Source organism: Paenibacillus sp. J22R232 (genome assembly GCF_056269165.1).
Genome location: NZ_JBWDNK010000012.1, coordinates 114,280 through 133,215, shown reverse-complemented (window position 1 = coordinate 133,215; position 18,936 = coordinate 114,280). Strand labels below are relative to the sequence as shown.

Sequence of the window (18,936 nt, the reverse complement as noted above, 5' to 3'; positions counted from 1 at the left end):
GACAAGGCAGGCGAACAACAAAAAAGGGCTGCTCCGCAAGGTTCATACCCCCTTGGAGACAGCCCAACTCGTTAATTAGCGAAATCAGATGCTGGAAGAAATACGAATAATACCGGCAAGGAGCTTGCTCCTGGCGATGTATATTGAATCGTTACCTCTGGTGCCTTCTGTTGTCCTGCGGCTCCCTCAGGCTTCAGCTGCGTATACAGGAGCGCACCCTCGCCTACCTTCACATGCCCGCCGGACGGGACAGATACGACTTTCCCGTTCACCGTAACCGCGCCTTGGAAGACGCCGGCACGCGGATTCAGAATGATTCTTGTTCCATACGCGACATTCTTGAGCTTAATCGTCGTTACGGCACCGTACTCGCCGCCATTGATCGTCATGCCGCCAGTCAGCGCATCCACGCCTGCCATCGCCGGACCGCGTTGGCCTAGGCGAAGCTTGCTTTCGGTAACGCCGACCTTTTCATTCACTTCAATGTATTGATCCGTATCGAAGAACTTGCCTCGATTACCAACCTTCTCAAGCTCTGGAAGCATGAATACCGCGCTAACGGGGTCGGTGTATTCCTGCAATGCCATTGTCGAAAAAGTTAATTCGCCATCCATGTCGACGTCGATGAGACCGGAGAAGCCTTCATCCGGATTCATGATGATTTTCTCCATCTCCGGCATGAGGTTGATCGACATGCCTGGCTCAATAATCATCTCGCGCGGCTGCGATACCGCGAAATATCTGCTTACGGCTGCGGAACCGAACTGCAGCGCGCTGACGCTTGGTCCAGCCAGGCCGCGATTGCCGACAGTCAGCTTAACGCTCTCTGTCCCTTTGTTCGTGACGACAACCGCAAGCTTCAACCGCTCTGCGGAGCCGTTCCGATGATGAAGGAACAACCGGCTCGGATCGGCCAGCGTATCCTCGTAAAGCAATCCTTCACCAAAGAAACGCTCAGGGGCATTGGACATGTATAAAGTCCGGCCGCTCTTGGATTCAAACGTGTCCACTTCTTTGAACGTATTCATCAGCTTCCCGTCAAGGACGAATTTGTCTCCGGGATTACCGTAGCGCATGTAATATTCATAAGGCGTGTACATCACCTCATCGGATACGTAAATATCCTGCGATACGGTCTCGCTGCCGAGGCCTTCATTATCGTAGACGCTTAATGTTACGCTGTATACCCCAGGCTCGAAATACGTGCTTTTGCGACCTGTCCAATTCGTTTTGATGATTTTGCCGTCCGGATCGTAGCTAAGATCCTCGTACTCAATGTTTTCGCCCAGTTTTACTTCAAGCGGCGCATTGAACTTCGCTACAGGCGCGACATTGGGCTCCGGCTGGATCGTAATGCTAATTTGTTTGAGCTGCGCATTAAATACATAGCTCGCATTCCAGAGCAGCTTCACCGCGGACAAAGGAACGTGCATCGTGCCGTTAATTTGCATAGCAGCGGCAGGCAGCAGCACATAGCTGCCGTTGCGGACCGCGCCGCGCATTTTGTTATTTAAAGTGACTTTGTTGAAATAAGTATCGATATGAGTTCCCTTGCTATCGTTATATACGCTTGCTCCTACTGAGGTGGCAATCGTACGGACTGGAATCATCGTGACTCCTTTTACTACCGGCAGCGGCGCTGCCATTTGCTGCGTCTTGCCGTTCACGCTCATCTGCTTCGAGCCGTGTACGAACACCACTTTGATCGGCTGGCGTTCCGCAGCTTGCGCCTCTTCCTTCGCACCAAATCCTGTCCCTACAAGCGACACCAGCAAGCTGGCTACTACAATCCGCTTGGCCATTCGTTTCATCCAATTCAAGTTGCTCATCCTGTTCTCCTTCCAAATTTACAGCGTCGACTGCTGCATCCCTTACGGTTAGACGCGCATAGTGGCAAGAATGTTCCGCTGAATATTGAAATTTACATTTATTTTCCACTCCTTTAAGGGGACAGCTTCGTTTCTCTTTGTTACAATAAGATGACATTCGCAACTATTTGGCGGCAATTGCTGTCTAAAAGAATGTACCCCCGAGCTTGCAGTTCGTTCATCCGATCTTTCGTGCAAGTGACTACCAAGAGAGGTGAATGAATAGAATGAGTGATTTGATTTTGGAACAACGCACTGCCAGCCAAACCGACAAAAAGACACGCCGAAAAAGAGGAAACCGTACGTTTTTCCTCTTCGTTTGCGTATGGGTCATTATTATATGCTCCGGCATATTAGGGGCGAAATGGTATACCGAGCGCATTCAACAGACGCTTTCAGCCGATCTCGAACGGCAAACGGCCAGTCAGATTGCCGCCATGCAGCAAACCTACGAAGCTCGCATGCTGCAGCTCGAAACCGATTATACGGCTGACCTCGGCGAGCTGAAAGCGAAGGTCGATGCGCTGAACGAGCTGCTTACCTTCACGAAGGATAATGCAGCCTCAAAGACGGACAACAGCAACAAGCTGTACACGCAGCTGAACGAGGTTAAAAAGCAGCTGGACGAGCTGAAGAAAAGCTTGGACGTGCTCAAATGAATATGACCGTCAAAGCTTTGAACCGGACCGCCCTGCTTGCATGCGCTCCATTCCTCGGCATAATGATCTGGCTGCTCTTATCCGATATCGTCATCCAGCTGTCTACGGACGCATTTCCAAAGCCCGTCACGGAGCAAACAAGGCTGTCCGGAGCCGATATTACCCATGCTGCAGCAGGCTTGGATCTCGCTCAGCAGACCGCCTCCCAAACGAGGGAATCGATCCAAAGGCAGCTCAAGCTGTACAAGCAGACGAATGCCGACATGGCACAAATCGCATCTGTCGCTTCTTCTCAGGCCATGAGGCCGCTTGAGATTTACGACCGCAACGTGACAAGGCGACTTGGCAGCGCCGCTGCAACGGTCGAATCCGAGAAGCTGAGGGCACAGCTCTTCTACATAAAAGCCGAAAACTTCACGGCTTACGCATTGAAGGTAAAGCTGAAAAGCAAGGATGCAATGACCATGACGCTCGGCGGCGACGAGCTTGGAAAAGCGGAATCCACGCTTGCTGCCGTCAACCGGCATGGTGCCATCGCCGGCGTGAATGCCGGCGGATTCGCGGACGGACGCGGCAAACGTTATCCGCTGAGCACAACCATTGTAGACGGAAGCTATGCGACCGGCTTCGAGCCGCCTCATGCGGATTTGTTTTTCGTCGGCCTTAATGACCAGAATGAGCTGATCGGCGGGAAGTTCGCAAGCAAGGAGCAGCTCGATTCCAAGAACCCAAGATTCGGGGCATCCTTTGTGCCCGTCCTGATGCGGAACGGTGCTCCGCAGACGATTCCCGCGAAATGGCAAACGAGCCCGAAGCGTGCGCCGCGGACCGTGGTAGCCAATTATAAGGACGATCAACTGCTGTTTATCGTAGCCGACGGCTACAACGGAGCAGGAAGCTCGGGCGCCACGCTTAGCGAAATGCAGCTGCTGCTGCAGCGCTATGGAGCCGTGGACGGCTACAACTTGGACGGCGGCGGCTCTTCCTCGCTTATTTTTAACGGCCGCGTCATCAACAAGCCATCGGACGGACAGCTTCGCAAGCTGCCGACGCATTTTCTGTTTTTCAAATAATTAGGCTAGCCTGGCGCTTTGATGATGATTTCTGAATATACTAATACCGAGCTTCCCGATTCAGACTCCTACTAACGTTTTTCGGAAAGGAGCAGCACGGATGGGTATCGGATCGACATGGTATCGCAAATCATTATTGACGGTTACGGGCATGCCTCTAGTAGAGAAGCTTTCTGCTACCAGCTTCGGAAAGAAGCTTGCTGGCCGGTTTATTGCAGGAGAAATCTTAAGCGAAGCTTTGGATGAGATTGAGAAGCTAGGCGAGCTCGGTATTATGGCAACGCTTGACCATCTTGGGGAAGGCATACGTGATATTAGCGAGGCGGAAGCCTATAAAACGCAATATTTGACGCTCATCGAGGGCATTGCTGAACGGAAGGCAAGCTCCAACGTATCGTTGAAGCCGACTCAAATGGGACTCGCGCTCGATCAAGCCGCCTGTTACGCCAACATCCGGGAAGTCGTGAAGCATGCGCGGCGCCATCGCAACTTTGTTCGCATCGACATGGAGAACACGCCGTATACCCAGCCCACCATCGATATCGTCAAGCGGCTTCATGCCGAGGGGCTTACGAATGTGGGAACGGTGCTGCAGGCTTATTTGTTCCGAACGGAGAAGGACGTCAGGGAATTGCTGCAAGCGCGAATTAGCCTTCGCCTTGTCAAAGGCGCCTACAAAGAGAGCGCAGATGTTGCTTTTCAGACCAAAGCCGAAGTCATGGATAGCTTCAAAAGCATGATCAAGCAGCATTTGGACAGACGCGCCTACACCGCCATTGCCTCGCATGACGATGAAATCATCAGCTGGACGAAAGCTTACGCGCGCTCGCGCCGGATTCCAAAAAACGCATTTGAATTCCAAATGCTTTATGGCCTCCGAATGAATGAGCAGGCCCAGCTTGCCAAGGAAGGATATCGGGTTCGCTGCTATGTTCCTTACGGCAGCATGTGGTATCCCTATTTCACTCGCCGTCTTGCGGAGAAGCCCGCTAACCTGATGCTGGTGCTTAAACATATGTTCTAAAAAAAAGCTGAAGCCTGAGCGGGCTTCAGCTTTTTTTCCTTCCGGATCTTTTGCTGGATAGCTGGGTCTGCTGTTGCTTGCCTCTCAACCGATCAATGGACGATGCTCCGGCTGATCGCGAACGACAGAGCCGTCAGCTAAACGCAGCCACGAATCCACGTTGCTCTCGTTCTCGGTCATGCGGATAACGCGGGCGCCGCGGCGGAAGCCTTCCTTGCCATAGGTATTGTACCCGGTTGCCCGTCCGTAATAAAGGCGGATCCCGTATAGCTCGCCCCAATAATCGTTCGTATGGTCATGCCCGCAGAAGGTTGCCGTCACATCGCCTTGCGCCAGCATGGCCGAGAAGAAACCAGCTTGCGTCTGTGCGGCGCAAACCTCTTCGTTTTTATCGCCGTAGCATATTCCTTTGTCCCATACCTCTTGGTATTCCGGGAGGGGGATATGAAAAAAGGCGATGGCGGGCAACACACCGTCCTGCGTCCGACCAGCCCATTCCCGGGACTTCTCCAAGTACCACTGCACTTGGTCATGATGAATCCAATCGTAGCCAGGCACGCTGGGCAGACGGGAATATGCGCCGGAATCGAGGCAGTAGAGCAAGGCAGCCGCTTGATCTTGATCTGCTCCGAAGACGGGAAGCACGTAGTTGCCCGTACCATGGATATCGAGCGGTCCAGGCTCGGCTAAAGCATGTGCATGCTTCAGCACCTCGTCCATCAGCTCCTCGCGGGTAATGTCGTTCTCCGTATCATGGTTGCCGAATACGATCCCCCATGGCAGGCTGCGCTGCTCTACCGCTTCAACCGCATCCCGCAACGCTTGTCTCGGATCGTCGCAGGAGCAGGAGCCGTCCGCATGCTTGCCCGTATAAATGACATCCCCCGTAAACATAACGAAATCCGGTTGTTCGGCATCAAGCACAAGCTCCATCGCTGCTTTCGACTGCTGGTCCGGCTCCCCTCCGTCCTGCCAGTGAATATCCGTAAATTGGACAATGGTAAAAGTGCCGTCTTCGCGAAAACGCAGCTCTTTATCGTTCGCCATCTTTATCCTACTCCCTCTCCAATAAATAGCTAAACGCAATGCTTTAATATCCGCAGGCTGCAATCATCATGCTTCAATGTCCAGAAGATGCAATCATGATGATGCCCATCACAACGGCGACCGATGCCGTAATTCTTCGCATTCCTTGCGACTCCTTCAACACGATTAGGCCAAGCAGCGTGCCGAATACGATGCCGACCTCCCTCATGGGAGCGACGGTTGAAACATTGGCATTTCTCGCAGCAAGCAAAAAAAGCAAATACGAGCCCGGCGACAAAATTGCGCCTATCCATATCCGATTTGAATGCGTACGGATAACCTGCCTTAGGCGGCCGGAACGAGCAACCGCAGGCGTCAGCCCAAGCATGAACCCGATGTTCGTCACTTCCAGCAGCGCCAGCGGTGAGAGATGCTGCAAATTCGCCTTGTCGATAAGCGTATACGCGGTGATGCATAGCCCGACGCTTACAGCCAGCAGCATCGGCTTAAGGACAGCAATCTGCCCCTTGCCCGCGGATCTGCCAAGCATGATGACGAATCCGGCCAGCATAAAACAGAGACCGACCCAGCCCCATAATGGCAAGGCTTCGTCAAACAAGATAACCCCAAACGCCGGAATAAGCAGGGTTGGCGTACCCCGCATGACAGGATACACCTGCGATAAGTCGCCGGCGTTATACGTGTAGGCAAGCAGCAGCGAATAGATGCTCTGCATCATCAGCGACGCGCCGATTAACAGCCAAATCGGCAGCGCCAAGGACAGGCTGGCTAATTCTTTGATCAGTACCGGCAGCAAGAGAAGGGTCGCGGGCATGTAGATCACCCATAAGAAAACCGCTTTATCGGTGCTTTGCTTCGCCAGCATGTTCCAAACGGCATGAGCCAGCCCGGAGCACAACACCAGACTAAGAGAGATAACGAACAATAAAGCAACAACTCCTCCAACCCTTATATTCCAACACAATAACACACAAACACACATGTTTACAATAACTTAATATAAAATACACATTTGTCAAAAAAAAAAGACTCTCGGCTATTCGCCAAGAATCTAACGGACATCGAAGCCCCTTTTGCATATTGAATCCTTCTGCTTAATCTATCCTACTTATAAACGATCTCAATACCGCTCTGTTTGTATTTCGCGACGATGCCCGGGTCTATCTTCGAATCCGTCACGAAGCGTTCAACCTCTCCGCAGCCGCACACCTTAAGGAGGGAAACCTGATCGAATTTGCTGCTGTCGGCAAGGGCAATTGTGCGCTTGGCTTTCGCCTGCATGATTTTTTTCACCTGCACCTCGCCAATCGCATTATCGGTTATGCCGTCTTCCAACGTAACTCCGCTCATGCTCATAAAAAAAAGGTCTGCGTGGAAGCGGGATGCGAATTCCTCAGCCAGATCACCGATGATGCTCTGCTCCTCTTGACGGATCACGCCGCCGATCATAACCAGCGTATAACCCGGCATATCGATTAATTCATTCACAATCGGAAGAGAATTCGTAATGATCGTCAGTTTATCGAACTTTGCCTTAAGCGCCTTTGCAATCTGCGTGTTCGTGGTGCTGACGTCAAGTGCAATGGACATCGCTTCCGTTACATACCGCAGAGCCAGCTGCGATAATTCCGTCTTCTCCGTCAAGTAGATGGATTCGCGAATCGGCAATGGAATTTCGGTGCTGTAGTCCAGCTCCTTCAGAATCGCGCCGCCATGAACCCTCTGCAAATATCCGGCATTTTCCAAATGCTCCAGATCGCGTCGTATCGTTTCGAATGAAACACCGAACGTTTCCATAAGCTCCGATGCGCGAACGGATTTATCCGCATTTATTTTTTGGATAATAATTTGTTGTCGCTGCTGCACAAACAATTGCCCTCGCCCCTTTATGCCAAAACTTCCGATCTTCCATGCTTCTGATAAGTAGTCTACCATAAATCAATCTGGGGAGCTTAACCGATAGACACCCTCGTAAGCCTGAAGCTTGCATGCAGAGGGCGAATGTGGGTGCAAACGGTATTTTTGCCGAATTAGTTAGCTGCGTTAACCTTTAACGATATCGCTGCCTTCAACATTCGCATGTCGCGCTCGCTGTGCAGATAGAGACGCTCCGCTTCCTGCTGCGTAATGGCTTCAAAGCGGAAACGATCGCCAGGCTTCAACTGCGCAAATACCGGAATATCCACCGAGGCGACCTGCGCGATGCGCGGATAACCGCCGGTCGTCTGCCTATCAGGCAATAAGACGATGGGATTGCCGTCGGCAGGAAGCTGGACGGTGCCGTTTGCGACCGCCTCCGACAGTAGCTCCTGCGGCGAAGCGAGCGCTAGCTTATGCGGACCTTCAAGCCGGTAGCCCATGCGGTCGGACTGCGCCGCGATTTGGTACGTTTGTCGAAAGAGCGACTCCTGGCTGTCGACACTTAATCGTTCAAAATGCGACCCCGTCATTGCGCGAATGACAGGGTCCGCCAAGCTAGCCGCTATTGCAAAATGGCTCGCATGCCAGAGAGGCGCGGCGAAGGATTCATCCATGCCGGCACGTAACTGCGATTTCATTCGCTCCGACAGCAATCCAGCATGCTTCGCAATCAGCACATCGCCTGACTTAAGCGGCCTGCCCTCGTAACCGCCGATCCCCCCGCGCAGATAAGTGCTTCTGCTGCCCATAACAACCGGGACATCGATCCCGCCAGCCACAGCAAGGTAGGACCGGCAGCCCGATAGGCACGCTCCGAACTTTATGACGACGCCGGGGCGAACGAGGACGGGACGCCAAAGCGGCAAGCTGTCCCCGTCAGCCGTTACCGACATATCCGCGCCGCAAATGGCGAGCAGCAGCTCTTTTTCGGCAATCAGCTCTGCCCCGTGGAGCGTCAGCTCCAGCACCGCTTCATGCTCCTCATTGCCGACTAGTAGGTTGGCTGCGCGCGCCGCTCCCATATCCATGGCACCGCTAGTCAAAACACCGTATTTCTGATAGCCATGCCGGCCAAGATCCTGAACGGTTGTAAGGAGCCCTGGACGAAGAATCGATAAGCTCATCGTTCACCTTCTAGGTAAGACATGTATTCTTCGCTGCCTATAGGCTTGAAACGTACGGAATCGCCTGGCCTGAGCAAGCTCGGAATCGGCTCCTGCGGCCGGAATAGGGCAAGCGGCGTTCTGCCAATCAGCTGCCAGCCGCCTGGCGTAGATACCGAGTACACGCCCGTCTGCTTCCCCGCGATGCCAACGCTTCCCTGCGGAATGCTCGTTCTTGGCGTTTGGCGCCTCGGGGCTGCTATCCGCTCCGACATGCCGCCCAGATACGGAAAGCCTGGCGCAAAGCCGAGCATATGCACCAGATACGCCGCTTCTGTATGAATCGCCACGACCTCCTGCTCCGTAATCCCGTTATGCTTGGCCACAAAAGCAAGATCGGGCCCGTATTCTCCGCCATAGCAGACCGGAATTTCAATGGTTCTTGCCGATTGCGCTGCTTCGCTCAGCCATTCCTGCTTGAGATACGACTGCATACGCGCACTGACCGTTTCATAAACCGTTCCATGCGCCAGCTCGGCTCCAGAGCGGCTCCGCATAACGAGCAGCGGGTCATAATGAACGGCTACCGCGGCAAAAGAAGGCACGCATTCCGTAAAGCCCGCAAACGGGCGGGCCTCTATCGCTGCTGTGATCATCTGAACCCGCTGCTGCGTCTCTATGCTTATCGCGCTGCCTACCCGCATAAGAAGCGCTGCGTCTCCAAGCGGCAGCAGTTCAAGGGACCAAGTCCTTTCGATCGTCGGCTTCTCCATTTTTAATCCCCTGCCTTCATCACTGCAATGCCTTCTGCCGCAAACGATTCGCGAAGCTGCCTTACTTGCTGCAGCGCACCAGGCGTATCCCCATGCACGCACACCGTATCCGCCTGTACGGGGATGCTGCCTCTCTGGCGCGTCCGCACCTCGCCATGCTTGACCATACCGATCGCTTGCTTCGCAGCGAGAGCTGCATCCGCAATGACTGCGCCGTCCATCCCGCGAGGCGCAAGCGTCCCGTCCGGCTCATAGGCGCGGTCCGCGAATACTTCATTCACCGTACGCAAGCCTATCGCATTGCCTGCGTGAATAAGCGAACTGCCCGCCAAGCCGAATAGCAGGAGACTCGGATTGACCTTGTACACGGCCTCTGCAATCGCATCCGCCAGTTTCCTATCCTTTGCCGCCATATTATAAAGCGCGCCATGCGGCTTCACATGCGCGAGCCCGCCGCCCTCCGACTGCGCAAACGCTTGAACGGCACCCAGCTGATACACCGTCATCTCGTAAGCTTCCGCCGGCGTTATCGCCATCGCCCGCCTGCCGAACCCGGGCAAATCAGGCAGTCCCGGATGCGCGCCGATCGCTACGCCGTTCGCAAGCGCGAGCTTCACCGTGCGGCGAATCGTCGCGGCGTCCCCCGCATGAAAACCGCAGGCAATGTTTGCGGAGGTAATATATTTCATCAGCTCGCTGTCCAAGCTGTTTCGGTACACGCCAAAGTCCTCTCCCATATCGCAATTCAGGTCAATTCGCTTCATGAGGTTACCTTCCTTTCGGCTGCTGCTTGTTCTTTACCGCAAATTATAGCAAATATCTGGCGGCAGCGGGCATTAGGCTGCTTCATCCGTTCACGACGCCGATTTGAGGCATATGACTGCTTAGTTGTTCCGCAACGCCAGCTTGGCATATGCCTTCTTAATTAGCTCCCAACTCCAGCTTCAGCATTTGTCTAAGTAATTGGACGCCCAACTCCAGCTTGGCATATGTTTTCTTAATTAACTCCCAACTCCAGCTTCGCCCTTTGCCCGCTTCATGCATTCAGCGATATGGCCAAAATGCAAAAAGAAGCAGCGCCGGTCCAGCGCTGCTTCTCTGCCAATAAAACTATTCTCCGCCCATAAACACGTAACGGCCGATAATAAGCACCGCTAGCACCCACATAAGCCAGTGAACCTTGTACTTGCCTTTGCCGGTTGCATTCGCTACCGATGCAAGCAGCACGTACGATACGATACCGAACGAAATACCGTTCGCGATGTTGTACGTAAGCGGCATGAACGCAAGCGTAAGGAACGAAGGAATCGCATACACCATATCCGAGAAATCAATGTCCTTAACGGATTGCATCATCAGCACGCCAACAATAATGAGCGCCGCTGCCGTAGCCGCGCCAGGAACGAGCGCCACAATCGGAGACAGGAAGATTGCAAGCAAGAAGCAAATGCCTGTCGTAACCGCCGTTAAGCCCGTACGTCCGCCCTGCGCAATGCCTGCGGAGCTTTCTACGAATGCCGTAACCGTGCTCGTACCAAGCACCGCGCCGCCGCTGACGCCGATCGCATCGACAAACATCGCTTTGCCGACTCGTTTCTTGCCTTTTTCCGCATCCTTCATATAACCTGCGCGGTTGGCCGTACCAACCAGCGTTCCGAACGTATCGAACATCTCGACGAACGTAAACGTCAGGATGACGGTAACGAGTCCAACCTCGAACACGCCTGCAAAGTCGAAATGCCAGAAGTTCATTTTGGAGAAATCAGGCACCCATGTCTGACCGCTGAAAGCCGCTTTCACGTCAACGTGGCCGATAAGAATCGCAATCAAGGTTGTGCCGAGGATTCCGAACAGAATGGCTCCCGGTACGCGAAGCACCATCAGCACGCCGATCAGAAGCAGCGCAATAACCGTCAGCACGACTGTTTCATTGTGGAAGCTGCCCAGCTGGATAACGGTTTCGGAGCCGCCAACCGGCGTGAACACGCCTGCCTTGATGTCTTCGAAGCTTGAAACGGCGATCGTCATGATACCGCTGTTCTTCAAGCCGATAATGGTGATGAACAAGCCGATACCGACCGTAATCGCATGCTTTAGGCTGTCAGGAACGGCCGTTATAAGCATCTGGCGAATTTGCGTCAGCGTCAGAATGATAAAAATAATACCGGAAATGAAGACGGCCGTCAGGCCCATTGCCGGTGAGATCGGGGTATCCGTTGATGCGGATGCGATCACAACGGAAGCAAAATAGGCATTCAGCCCCATCCCTGGCGCAAGCGCAACCGGAAAGTTCACGAACAAGCCCATAGCAATGGTGAAAATACCTGCCGCAAGCGCCGTAGCTAGAAATACGGCTGTCCAGTCAAGGCCTGCCGGCGTAAGTATGATTGGATTGACGGCCAATATGTATGCCATCGTCATGAAAGTCGTCAGCCCCGCCATAATCTCTGTTCTGACATTTGTTCCGTGTTCCTTTAAGCGAAAGAAACGTTCCATTTTGATTACAAACCTCCCAAAAATGTGGTGGAACAAACAAAGAAGCCTAGAAAAAAATGCAAGTAAACGCATTTCTCCTAGGCTCTGCAAAAAGGGGAAAAGTATACCCGCTGGACCGCCGCGAGCTTTTCCGCCATTTTCGTAGCCTGATCATTTACGGTGACCGAGTAGAGACTCTCAAGCCGATTCTTGAGATTATACGAAAAAATATGCTGTTGTTGTTTTCCGTTTTCAATTTTAAAGAGAATATGTCCACTTTGTCAACAACTTTTACGAACATTAACGGCAATAAATATCTTCATCATTCGTTTTTAGCAACCTTTTCCTGCTGCTTATCTTTTCTTAATGAGCGAACGATACATGAGGAACATAAAATATGGCGCTCCAATGAGCATAATGATGAGTCCGGATGGAATCTCCTTCGGCGCCATTACTGTTCTTCCAAGGGTATCTGCCAGTACAAGAAGCAAGCCGCCAAGCAGACCCGATAGAATAATCGAGCGCCTTGTGTGGTGGCCTACCATCATCCGCACCGCATGAGGCGCCATGAGCCCTAGGAACCCGATCGTTCCTACGCTCGCCACGGCACCCGCGGCTAGCAATACGCCGATGATCATCGCCCATAGGCGAGTACCTTTTACCGGCAAGCCGAAGCCTGTCGAGCTATCATCGCCAAAGGCGAGCAAATCGAATTTCTTGCCCAAATAATAAGCGGCCGGCACGAGAATGAGCAGGAAAATAAGAATGCTGTTAAATTGGTTCCAACCGCGGCCGTAGGTCGTTCCGGTTATCCATACGAATGCCGTGCTGCTCCAAAGGCTTGCCTTCACGATCATCGCCTGTATGCCGGCAGAGCCGATAGCGGATACCGCGATGCCTAGCAGAATGAGAACGGACGGATTAAGCGATTTGCGCCAAGCCAGGAAAAACACAAACGCTGCCGAGATAACCCCTCCCGCGATCGCTGCAATCGGCAGCGCGAAGATTGGCAGCGTAGGCCATGCGACCAGCACGACCAAAGCGCCAAACCCCGCGCCTGAGGTAACGCCAATAATGGAAGCGTCCGCGAGCGGATTGCGAACCGCGCTCTGAATGAGCACGCCGCTAATGGCAAGCGCTATGCCGCCGCCTGCAGCAACCAAAGTCCGCGGCAGCCGCAGGTTCAAAAGCACGGAGTACGAATCATCGCCTGCCGAGACAATGCTTCTGAGCAGTTCCATGATTGGAATCCTTGTTCCGCCAAGCGATAAGCTAACGAGTATAACCACGGCAAGCAATACGGTCATCGAGATTGCAGTCGGAACGAACCGCAAGCGCAGCGGGGCGCCTCCGATACTCATTGACGACTGTCCAGAGCCCGATCCGGAAATGTTCTTCATCTTGGTAAGCACGAGCCAAATGAGCCAAGGCGAACCGATGATCGCCATGACCGCGCCTACGGGCATCTCGCCGAGGCTGCTGCGCACCATGCGGGCCAGTATATCCGCAGCCGTTATGAGCAGCGCGCCCCACAGCGCGCTCGCCGGAATAAGCAAGCGATGCTTGCGAATGCCAGAGAGGCGGACCAAATGGGGAGCCACAAGACCGACGAATCCGATCGGACCTACAACGCTGACCACGATTGCCGCCATAAATACGGCAAGAGCCAGCCCGCCAGCGCGGGTTAATCCCACTTTCTGGCCTAAAGACCGGGCAGTGGATTCATCCAGCTCGAGCGCATCGAATTGGCGCCCAGCGAATATCGAGATCGCAAGCAGTATCGCCACGAACGGCCAAGCGTACTCAACGCCGCTCCAATCCAGCTGTATGAGCGTACCCCCGCCCCAAAGGAATAGCGACTGCGTTTCCGTCTCCTTAAAAATATGAATAGCCGACGTAAACGCGCCAAGCACCATCGAAACGATCATACCCGACAGCGCAAGCCTTACCGGAGTTGCTCCCCTGCCGCCGCCAAGGAAGTAGGCTGCAAGTGCCGCAAGGAAGCCGCCGACCGCAGCCAAAAGAAAGGGAGCCTCATGCTGCAGGGCAGGAAAAGCGACCATTCCGAGCACGACCATAAAGTAGGCTCCGGCATTAATACCGAGCGTGTCGGAAGCTGCCAGCGGGTTTTTCGTGATGGTTTGCAGCAATGCCCCAGCCGCTGCCAAAGCAGCCCCGGCAAGAATTCCGATGACGGTACGCGGCATCCGAATATCCCAAAGCAGGTTATGCTCCATCACATCCTGTCTATGCAGAAGGCCGTCAAATACGGTTGATGCCGGTATTTGGGCTTCGCCAAAGCAGAGACTAAGGATAAACAGAACGAAAAGGGCGGCAAGGCCGCCCCCGAATACTATGATTATTCGCCCAATCATGCCCTGTAAGGCTTCGTTATTACGGTTCGTCATGAGCTCGCTCATTTCGTTAATGTATTTACGACTTGGTCAACGATTACCTTGGAGGAGATCGGACCGCCGAATACCCATGTCGTGCTGTCTAGGGCATATGTGCGTTTTTCCTTCACAAAGTTAAGGCCGTTATAAACCGAGTTGTCTTTCAGCGTGCCTGAGAAAATATCATCGTCTTTTTGAACGATGTAGATAAGGTTCGTATCCTGTACGGCCGGAAGTGCTTCTACTGTCGAAGTAGTAAAGCCGTAAAGCTCGAATTGCTCCGGCTTCCAATCGTTTTTAAGACCGATGCGGTCAAGCGTTTGAACAGCTAGGGAGTTATCCATGAACAGACGCATTGTTGCAGCATTTTGGTAGCTGAACGCTTGCGTAAGCACGTAGTTAAGTCCTTCTTTGCCAGCTGCAGCCAGCTTCGTTTTTGCGTCTGCGTAATGCTGGTCCAGATCGGCAAGCACTTTGTCGCCTTCTGCCGTTTTGCCGACTGCCGCCGCAATGGATTTGAACATGCTAATCATTTCTGAATATTGGTCGCCTTTGCCTTCAAGCGGATATAGGCTGAATATGACCGTTGGCGCAATGCCTTTCAGCTGCTCGTAAATCGCCTCATGGCTGTCCGTGTTCGCAATGATCAGGTCAGGCTTCAATGCAGCGATTGCCTCTAGGTTCGGCTCGTGCCGGAAACCGACGTCAGTTACGCCTGCATCAAGCGGAGCTTCTCCCGTTACCCATGTCTTATAACCTTCGTTGTCCGCATTACCGATTGGCTGCATGCCAAGCGCGATAATATCCTCCGTGAACGTCCACTCCAGCACAACAACTTTTTGCGCTGGCTTCTCAAGCGTGACTTCGCCTTTTGCATCCTTAACGACGATTGGGCCAGTTGCATCCGTGTTTGCTGCATTCGTAGCGGCCGCATTGCTGCTAGCTTCGTTCCCTGCACCGTTATTTGCTGCCGTGTTGTTTGCTGCATTATTCGCCCCGCAGCCAGCCGCCACCAGCATAACGACGATCACCATCATCAAGCTCATCAAACGTTTGTTCATTTTCTTTTACCCCCTATTTTTTTAAGCCATTTGCCTATGCGTTTCGATTGATAATCGTTGTCGATAAATTGATAATGATTATCATGTTCACGAACCTTTGTTATCATATAATTGATAGCGATAGATGTCAATGTAAATAATTTCATGTTTTTCGCGTTCATTACGGCGAGGTTTTTTACTGAAATGAACGCCAAAAAAGACGGAAGCTATGCTCCCGTCCTCCCCGCATTCTGCTTGGCAGAAAGCGTTACAACGTTTCGTTTTTGAAAAAATTCGGCAAATAGTCTTTGTTCGCTTCAAGCATCTCTTCAAGCAGCAGCTTGGCAACCGAAACGCTCGGAACGAGCGGATGATGCACTAGCGCTTGCAGAGCCAGGCCCCAATCTCCGCTAATAGCAGCCTCGATCGTAAGCGATTCGTACGTTTTCACGGCATGCATCAGGCCTTTGATTTGCTCTGGGACACGCTGAAGCGGCAGCGGAATAGGACCCTGCGCCGCCACGACGCAGTTGACCTCGATGCTTGCATCCTCCGGCAAAAAGCCGATGATGCTTCCGTTTCTCACATTCAGCGTTTGGATATCACGCTTGTCCGTGTACAGCGAGTGCATGAGATTCACGGCTGCCTCCGAGTAATATGCGCCGCCGCGCTGCTCAAGCTGCTTCGGCTTCTCATTCAGATTGACGTCCTTATAGAGCTCGAACAGCTCGGTTTCCACGCGGCTCACGACTTCAGCACGCGTTCCATTTTTGGCAAACGATTCCTTCATATCGGCAATCATCGCATCCGTCATATAGAAATAACGCAGGTAATACGTTGGCAAAGCGCCTAAAGATCGAAGGAAATCCGCATCCCAGTCAAATTTCGTAACGTTAGTAGCGGAATAATCCTTGCCGCCGCCGATCATCTCCTGGAGCTTATCCTCGCCGTTCACGTACGCTGCCGTAACCCAGTGCAGATGGTTAATGCCGACAAACTCCGGCAATACGTCGCTTTCGCTTACGCCATATTCCTTCGCGAGAAATTTCTGAAAATTGATCGGTGAGTTGCACAGGCCAACCGTTTTGACCTTGCTATGCTTCTGAACGGCTTCCGTCACGATTCCAGCGGGATTCGTGAAGTTCAGCATCCATGCGTCAGGCGCCAGCTCCTCGATGTCCTTGCAAATATCAAGGATGACCGGTACCGTACGAAGCGCCTTGAACATTCCGCCAGGACCCGTCGTTTCTTGTCCGATAACCCCATGGGATATCGGGATATGCTCATCGCGCCGCCTTGCCTCAAGCAGCCCCACGCGCATTTGCGTCGTGACGAAGTCAGCCCCTGCAATCGCTTCGCGGCGATCCAGAGTAAGCTTCACTTCTATCGGCACGCCCGCTTTTTCCACCATCCGCTTCGCAAGCTCGCCGACTATCGCCAGTTTATGGCGTCCTTCCTCGATATCCACGAGCCACAGCTCGCGAATCGGCATCTCGTCGTATTTCTTGATAAAGCCTTCAACGATTTCCGGCGTATATGAGGAGCCGCCGCCAATAACGGCGACCTTTAACTGTTTTTTCGACATATGAATGAGCCTCCCTTATTGAAATGTTATTTTCCGCAATACGGCATCCACGGCCTCATCGATTATGATCCCTTTGCTGTCCATCGCGCTCATAACGGCCCCAATGACAGGGTCCACCGTCAATCGCACGGTCTTGGCATCCGGTGCTGCTAAAGCCAGCGCCTCATTGATCGCATCGACCATATGGGGAGAGCCGCCGCGCGACAGCACGCTGCCCGTAAGCACGACATCGAAGCGTTCCTGCTCCATGCCAAGGCGCTTAATCAAAGCAATAACGGCATTCGCATGCTCGCTTCCGGCTTCCCGCAATATCCGGATCGCAACCGCATCCCCCTGCGCAGCTGCTTCGAACATGACCTTAGCCAGGCCATATCCGGGACGCTTGTGGTTATATAACGCATCATCATACATTTCTTGAATGGTTGCGTAGCCAAGCCTCTGGGGAACAAGCTCGCTAAGCAAAGTCGCCTGCTCTCTTCCTTCCCAAGCACGGATGGCACTGCGGAACGCGTGAACCGCTAGATCGGTGCCCGAGCCTTGCCCGTCTCCGAACAAATAGCCAAAACCTCCGTACTGCAGCTCTTCGCCTTCCGAGTTGCGCGCCGCGGCATTGAAGCCGGTGCCGCTAATAATAACGCCGCCATAGGATTTGTTTGTACCCGCGCGCATACCGATCATGGTATCGCACGCAATGGCGTAGTGCTCATAGCCAAGTGAAGCAATCATCGGCCGCAATATCTCATAATCCGGCTCACGGTCAGCTCCGGCGAGTCCGAAGTAAGCGTAGGTTACCTGCTCCTTCGCTATGCCGGCTTCCTGCAATGCCTGCTGGCAAGCGTCTTCGATATGCGTTCCTGCCTTCTCGAATGCGGTCTGGTGATTGCCGTTCCCGCCAAGCCCCCTGCCAAGCACCCGGCCTCTATCATCAACGAGCAAGGCATGGGTTTTGCTTCCGCCTGCGTCTATTCCAAGGAAAATAATGACGGCCACGCTCCTTTTTTGTTCATAGCTTCATTGTAAAACAAAAAACATCGCTCTTCTAATGATAAAGAACGATGTTCTGATACTATCTTACTGTTTTTTAAATTCTAAACTCAGATGGCAGCTTGCCAACATGCTGCTTAAACAAGCGGTTGAAATTGGATAAATTGCGAAAACCGCATTCCGCAGCTACTTCTATAATCTTCTTATCGGTTGATTCCAGCACATTCACCGCTTGCGACAACCGAAGCTGAATCAAATAGTCAAGCGGCGAAGTGCCGACGACCTGCACGAATAGTGCGCTGAACCGGGAAGGGCTGAGATGAGCCGCTTCAGCCAGCTTCCCTAACGTCCAAGGATAAGCGATATCGCTCTCGATATCGCGCAGCACGGCACGGATCGTTTCCGTTCCTCGCGCATGCTGCGATTCATTTTTATTGTTTCTCGCAAAATATCGGTTGACGAACGCCAGCAGCTGAATAAGCTTTGCTCTCACGACAACCTCGAAATGCGGCTCCTTGCGTTCGAACTCCGCCTTCATTTCCTTTAGTATCGTTCCGAGCAGCCCGTGCGCATAATGCGTTCTCTCAAGCACATAATCAAAACGGTGGCCGATATCGCGGAACGGTATGAGCAGCTCCGCATCATAGCGCTGTTCTAAAGCAAGCAGGGACGGATCGAACATCACGATGCCCATGACGAGCCCCTCTTCCTCGAATGCGCGATGCAAGTCATTTGCGTGAATAAGCACGATATCGCCTTGCTGGAAATCATAACGGCTGCCGTTGATCAAATAATAACCGCTGCCCTGCTCGATATAGTTAATTTCAAGCGCTGTGTGCCAGTGGAGCCGCTGGAAGGTCGGGGAAACGCCCTGAGACTGGGATATGATAATCGGAAATGCCTGCGGAAGAGCAATCTCGTCTTTGCTTATGGAAGGCAATAGCTTCATCGATATCTCCTTAAACGAACGGTATAATAGGTAACAAAAATTA

Annotated in this window: 16 protein-coding genes and 1 riboswitch; of the genes, 3 read left to right on the top strand and 13 right to left on the bottom strand. The window is 52.9% G+C overall.

From position 1 onward, the window contains the following. Positions 1-71 precede the first annotated feature (71 nt). Positions 72-1,829, bottom strand: a complete 1,758-nt coding sequence (locus tag AC0YN3_RS25915; protein ID WP_475777813.1) for a stalk domain-containing protein — start codon at positions 1,827-1,829, stop codon at positions 72-74. A 266-nt stretch (positions 1,830-2,095) separates the two neighbouring features. On the opposite strand from AC0YN3_RS25915, the gene AC0YN3_RS25910 reads away from it, so the two are divergent. The 3 genes from AC0YN3_RS25910 to AC0YN3_RS25900 all read left to right on the top strand — a co-directional run bounded on the left by AC0YN3_RS25910 (position 2,096) and on the right by AC0YN3_RS25900 (position 4,624). Beyond that, entirely contained in the window at positions 2,096-2,527 is a 432-nt protein-coding gene (locus tag AC0YN3_RS25910; protein ID WP_475777812.1) for a hypothetical protein, read from the top strand. Then, positions 2,524-3,600, top strand: coding sequence for a phosphodiester glycosidase family protein (locus AC0YN3_RS25905; protein ID WP_475777811.1), 1,077 nt, complete (start codon positions 2,524-2,526; stop codon positions 3,598-3,600). Before AC0YN3_RS25910 ends, AC0YN3_RS25905 begins: the two co-directional genes overlap by 4 nt. A 100-nt stretch (positions 3,601-3,700) precedes the next feature. Then, entirely contained in the window at positions 3,701-4,624 is a 924-nt protein-coding gene (locus tag AC0YN3_RS25900; protein WP_475777810.1) for a proline dehydrogenase family protein, read from the top strand. An 84-nt stretch (positions 4,625-4,708) separates the two neighbouring features. Here AC0YN3_RS25900 and AC0YN3_RS25895 read toward each other — a convergent pair whose 3' ends face one another. The 12 genes from AC0YN3_RS25895 to AC0YN3_RS25840 all read right to left on the bottom strand — a co-directional run bounded on the left by AC0YN3_RS25895 (position 4,709) and on the right by AC0YN3_RS25840 (position 18,893). Further along, on the bottom strand, positions 4,709-5,671 hold the full coding sequence (locus AC0YN3_RS25895; RefSeq protein WP_475777809.1) for a metallophosphoesterase family protein: 963 nt from the start codon (positions 5,669-5,671) through the stop codon (positions 4,709-4,711). Between the two features lie 73 nt (positions 5,672-5,744). Further along, a complete protein-coding gene (locus tag AC0YN3_RS25890) occupies positions 5,745-6,596 on the bottom strand; it encodes an EamA family transporter (protein WP_475777808.1) in 852 nt (283 codons plus the stop codon). A gap of 179 nt (positions 6,597-6,775) precedes the next feature. Further along, positions 6,776-7,537, bottom strand: coding sequence for a DeoR/GlpR family DNA-binding transcription regulator (locus tag AC0YN3_RS25885; RefSeq protein ID WP_475777807.1), 762 nt, complete (start codon positions 7,535-7,537; stop codon positions 6,776-6,778). A 164-nt stretch (positions 7,538-7,701) separates the two neighbouring features. Then, a complete protein-coding gene (locus AC0YN3_RS25880; protein WP_475777806.1) occupies positions 7,702-8,715 on the bottom strand; it encodes a 5-oxoprolinase subunit C family protein in 1,014 nt (337 codons plus the stop codon). Then, positions 8,712-9,467, bottom strand: coding sequence for a 5-oxoprolinase subunit PxpB (pxpB, locus tag AC0YN3_RS25875; protein ID WP_475777805.1), 756 nt, complete (start codon positions 9,465-9,467; stop codon positions 8,712-8,714). The genes AC0YN3_RS25880 and pxpB overlap by 4 nt, the downstream gene beginning before the upstream one ends. Positions 9,468-9,469: 2 nt before the next feature. Beyond that, complete coding sequence (locus AC0YN3_RS25870; RefSeq protein WP_475777804.1) at positions 9,470-10,231, bottom strand: 5-oxoprolinase subunit PxpA; 762 nt, start codon at positions 10,229-10,231, stop codon at positions 9,470-9,472. 346 nt (positions 10,232-10,577) lie between these two features. After that, positions 10,578-11,963: an NCS2 family permease gene (locus tag AC0YN3_RS25865; protein ID WP_475777803.1), complete on the bottom strand. Its 1,386-nt coding sequence runs from the start codon at positions 11,961-11,963 to the stop codon at positions 10,578-10,580. A 122-nt stretch (positions 11,964-12,085) separates the two neighbouring features. Then, positions 12,086-12,186, bottom strand: a riboswitch (purine riboswitch). A 109-nt stretch (positions 12,187-12,295) separates the two neighbouring features. Then, positions 12,296-14,350, bottom strand: a complete 2,055-nt coding sequence (locus AC0YN3_RS25860; protein WP_475777802.1) for an iron ABC transporter permease — start codon at positions 14,348-14,350, stop codon at positions 12,296-12,298. Positions 14,351-14,358: 8 nt separating this feature from the next. Continuing rightward, complete coding sequence (locus AC0YN3_RS25855; protein WP_475777801.1) at positions 14,359-15,396, bottom strand: ABC transporter substrate-binding protein; 1,038 nt, start codon at positions 15,394-15,396, stop codon at positions 14,359-14,361. A 247-nt stretch (positions 15,397-15,643) separates the two neighbouring features. Continuing rightward, entirely contained in the window at positions 15,644-16,960 is a 1,317-nt protein-coding gene (locus tag AC0YN3_RS25850; RefSeq protein WP_475777800.1) for a 6-phospho-beta-glucosidase, read from the bottom strand. A 15-nt stretch (positions 16,961-16,975) separates the two neighbouring features. Further along, positions 16,976-17,950 carry an N-acetylglucosamine kinase gene (locus AC0YN3_RS25845; RefSeq protein ID WP_475777799.1) on the bottom strand — a complete coding sequence of 325 codons (975 nt, stop codon included), beginning with the start codon at positions 17,948-17,950 and terminating at the stop codon, positions 16,976-16,978. A gap of 91 nt (positions 17,951-18,041) precedes the next feature. Next, positions 18,042-18,893: a helix-turn-helix transcriptional regulator gene (locus tag AC0YN3_RS25840; protein WP_475777798.1), complete on the bottom strand. Its 852-nt coding sequence runs from the start codon at positions 18,891-18,893 to the stop codon at positions 18,042-18,044. Positions 18,894-18,936 lie beyond the last annotated feature (43 nt).

What these genes read in the sequence shown, in the direction of transcription:
- pxpB (WP_475777805.1), bottom strand. Translation starts at nt 9,467, where the DNA reads ATGGAGAAGCCGACGATCGAAAGGACTTGGTCCCTTGAACTGCTGCCG.
- AC0YN3_RS25905 (WP_475777811.1), top strand. Translation starts at nt 2,524, where the DNA reads ATGAATATGACCGTCAAAGCTTTGAACCGGACCGCCCTGCTTGCATGC.
- AC0YN3_RS25860 (WP_475777802.1), bottom strand. Translation starts at nt 14,350, where the DNA reads ATGACGAACCGTAATAACGAAGCCTTACAGGGCATGATTGGGCGAATA.
- AC0YN3_RS25870 (WP_475777804.1), bottom strand. Translation starts at nt 10,231, where the DNA reads ATGAAGCGAATTGACCTGAATTGCGATATGGGAGAGGACTTTGGCGTG.
- AC0YN3_RS25855 (WP_475777801.1), bottom strand. Translation starts at nt 15,396, where the DNA reads ATGAACAAACGTTTGATGAGCTTGATGATGGTGATCGTCGTTATGCTG.
- AC0YN3_RS25895 (WP_475777809.1), bottom strand. Translation starts at nt 5,671, where the DNA reads ATGGCGAACGATAAAGAGCTGCGTTTTCGCGAAGACGGCACTTTTACC.
- AC0YN3_RS25865 (WP_475777803.1), bottom strand. Translation starts at nt 11,963, where the DNA reads ATGGAACGTTTCTTTCGCTTAAAGGAACACGGAACAAATGTCAGAACA.
- AC0YN3_RS25840 (WP_475777798.1), bottom strand. Translation starts at nt 18,893, where the DNA reads ATGAAGCTATTGCCTTCCATAAGCAAAGACGAGATTGCTCTTCCGCAG.
- AC0YN3_RS25880 (WP_475777806.1), bottom strand. Translation starts at nt 8,715, where the DNA reads ATGAGCTTATCGATTCTTCGTCCAGGGCTCCTTACAACCGTTCAGGAT.
- AC0YN3_RS25900 (WP_475777810.1), top strand. Translation starts at nt 3,701, where the DNA reads ATGGGTATCGGATCGACATGGTATCGCAAATCATTATTGACGGTTACG.
- AC0YN3_RS25915 (WP_475777813.1), bottom strand. Translation starts at nt 1,829, where the DNA reads ATGAGCAACTTGAATTGGATGAAACGAATGGCCAAGCGGATTGTAGTA.
- AC0YN3_RS25850 (WP_475777800.1), bottom strand. Translation starts at nt 16,960, where the DNA reads ATGTCGAAAAAACAGTTAAAGGTCGCCGTTATTGGCGGCGGCTCCTCA.
- AC0YN3_RS25910 (WP_475777812.1), top strand. Translation starts at nt 2,096, where the DNA reads ATGAGTGATTTGATTTTGGAACAACGCACTGCCAGCCAAACCGACAAA.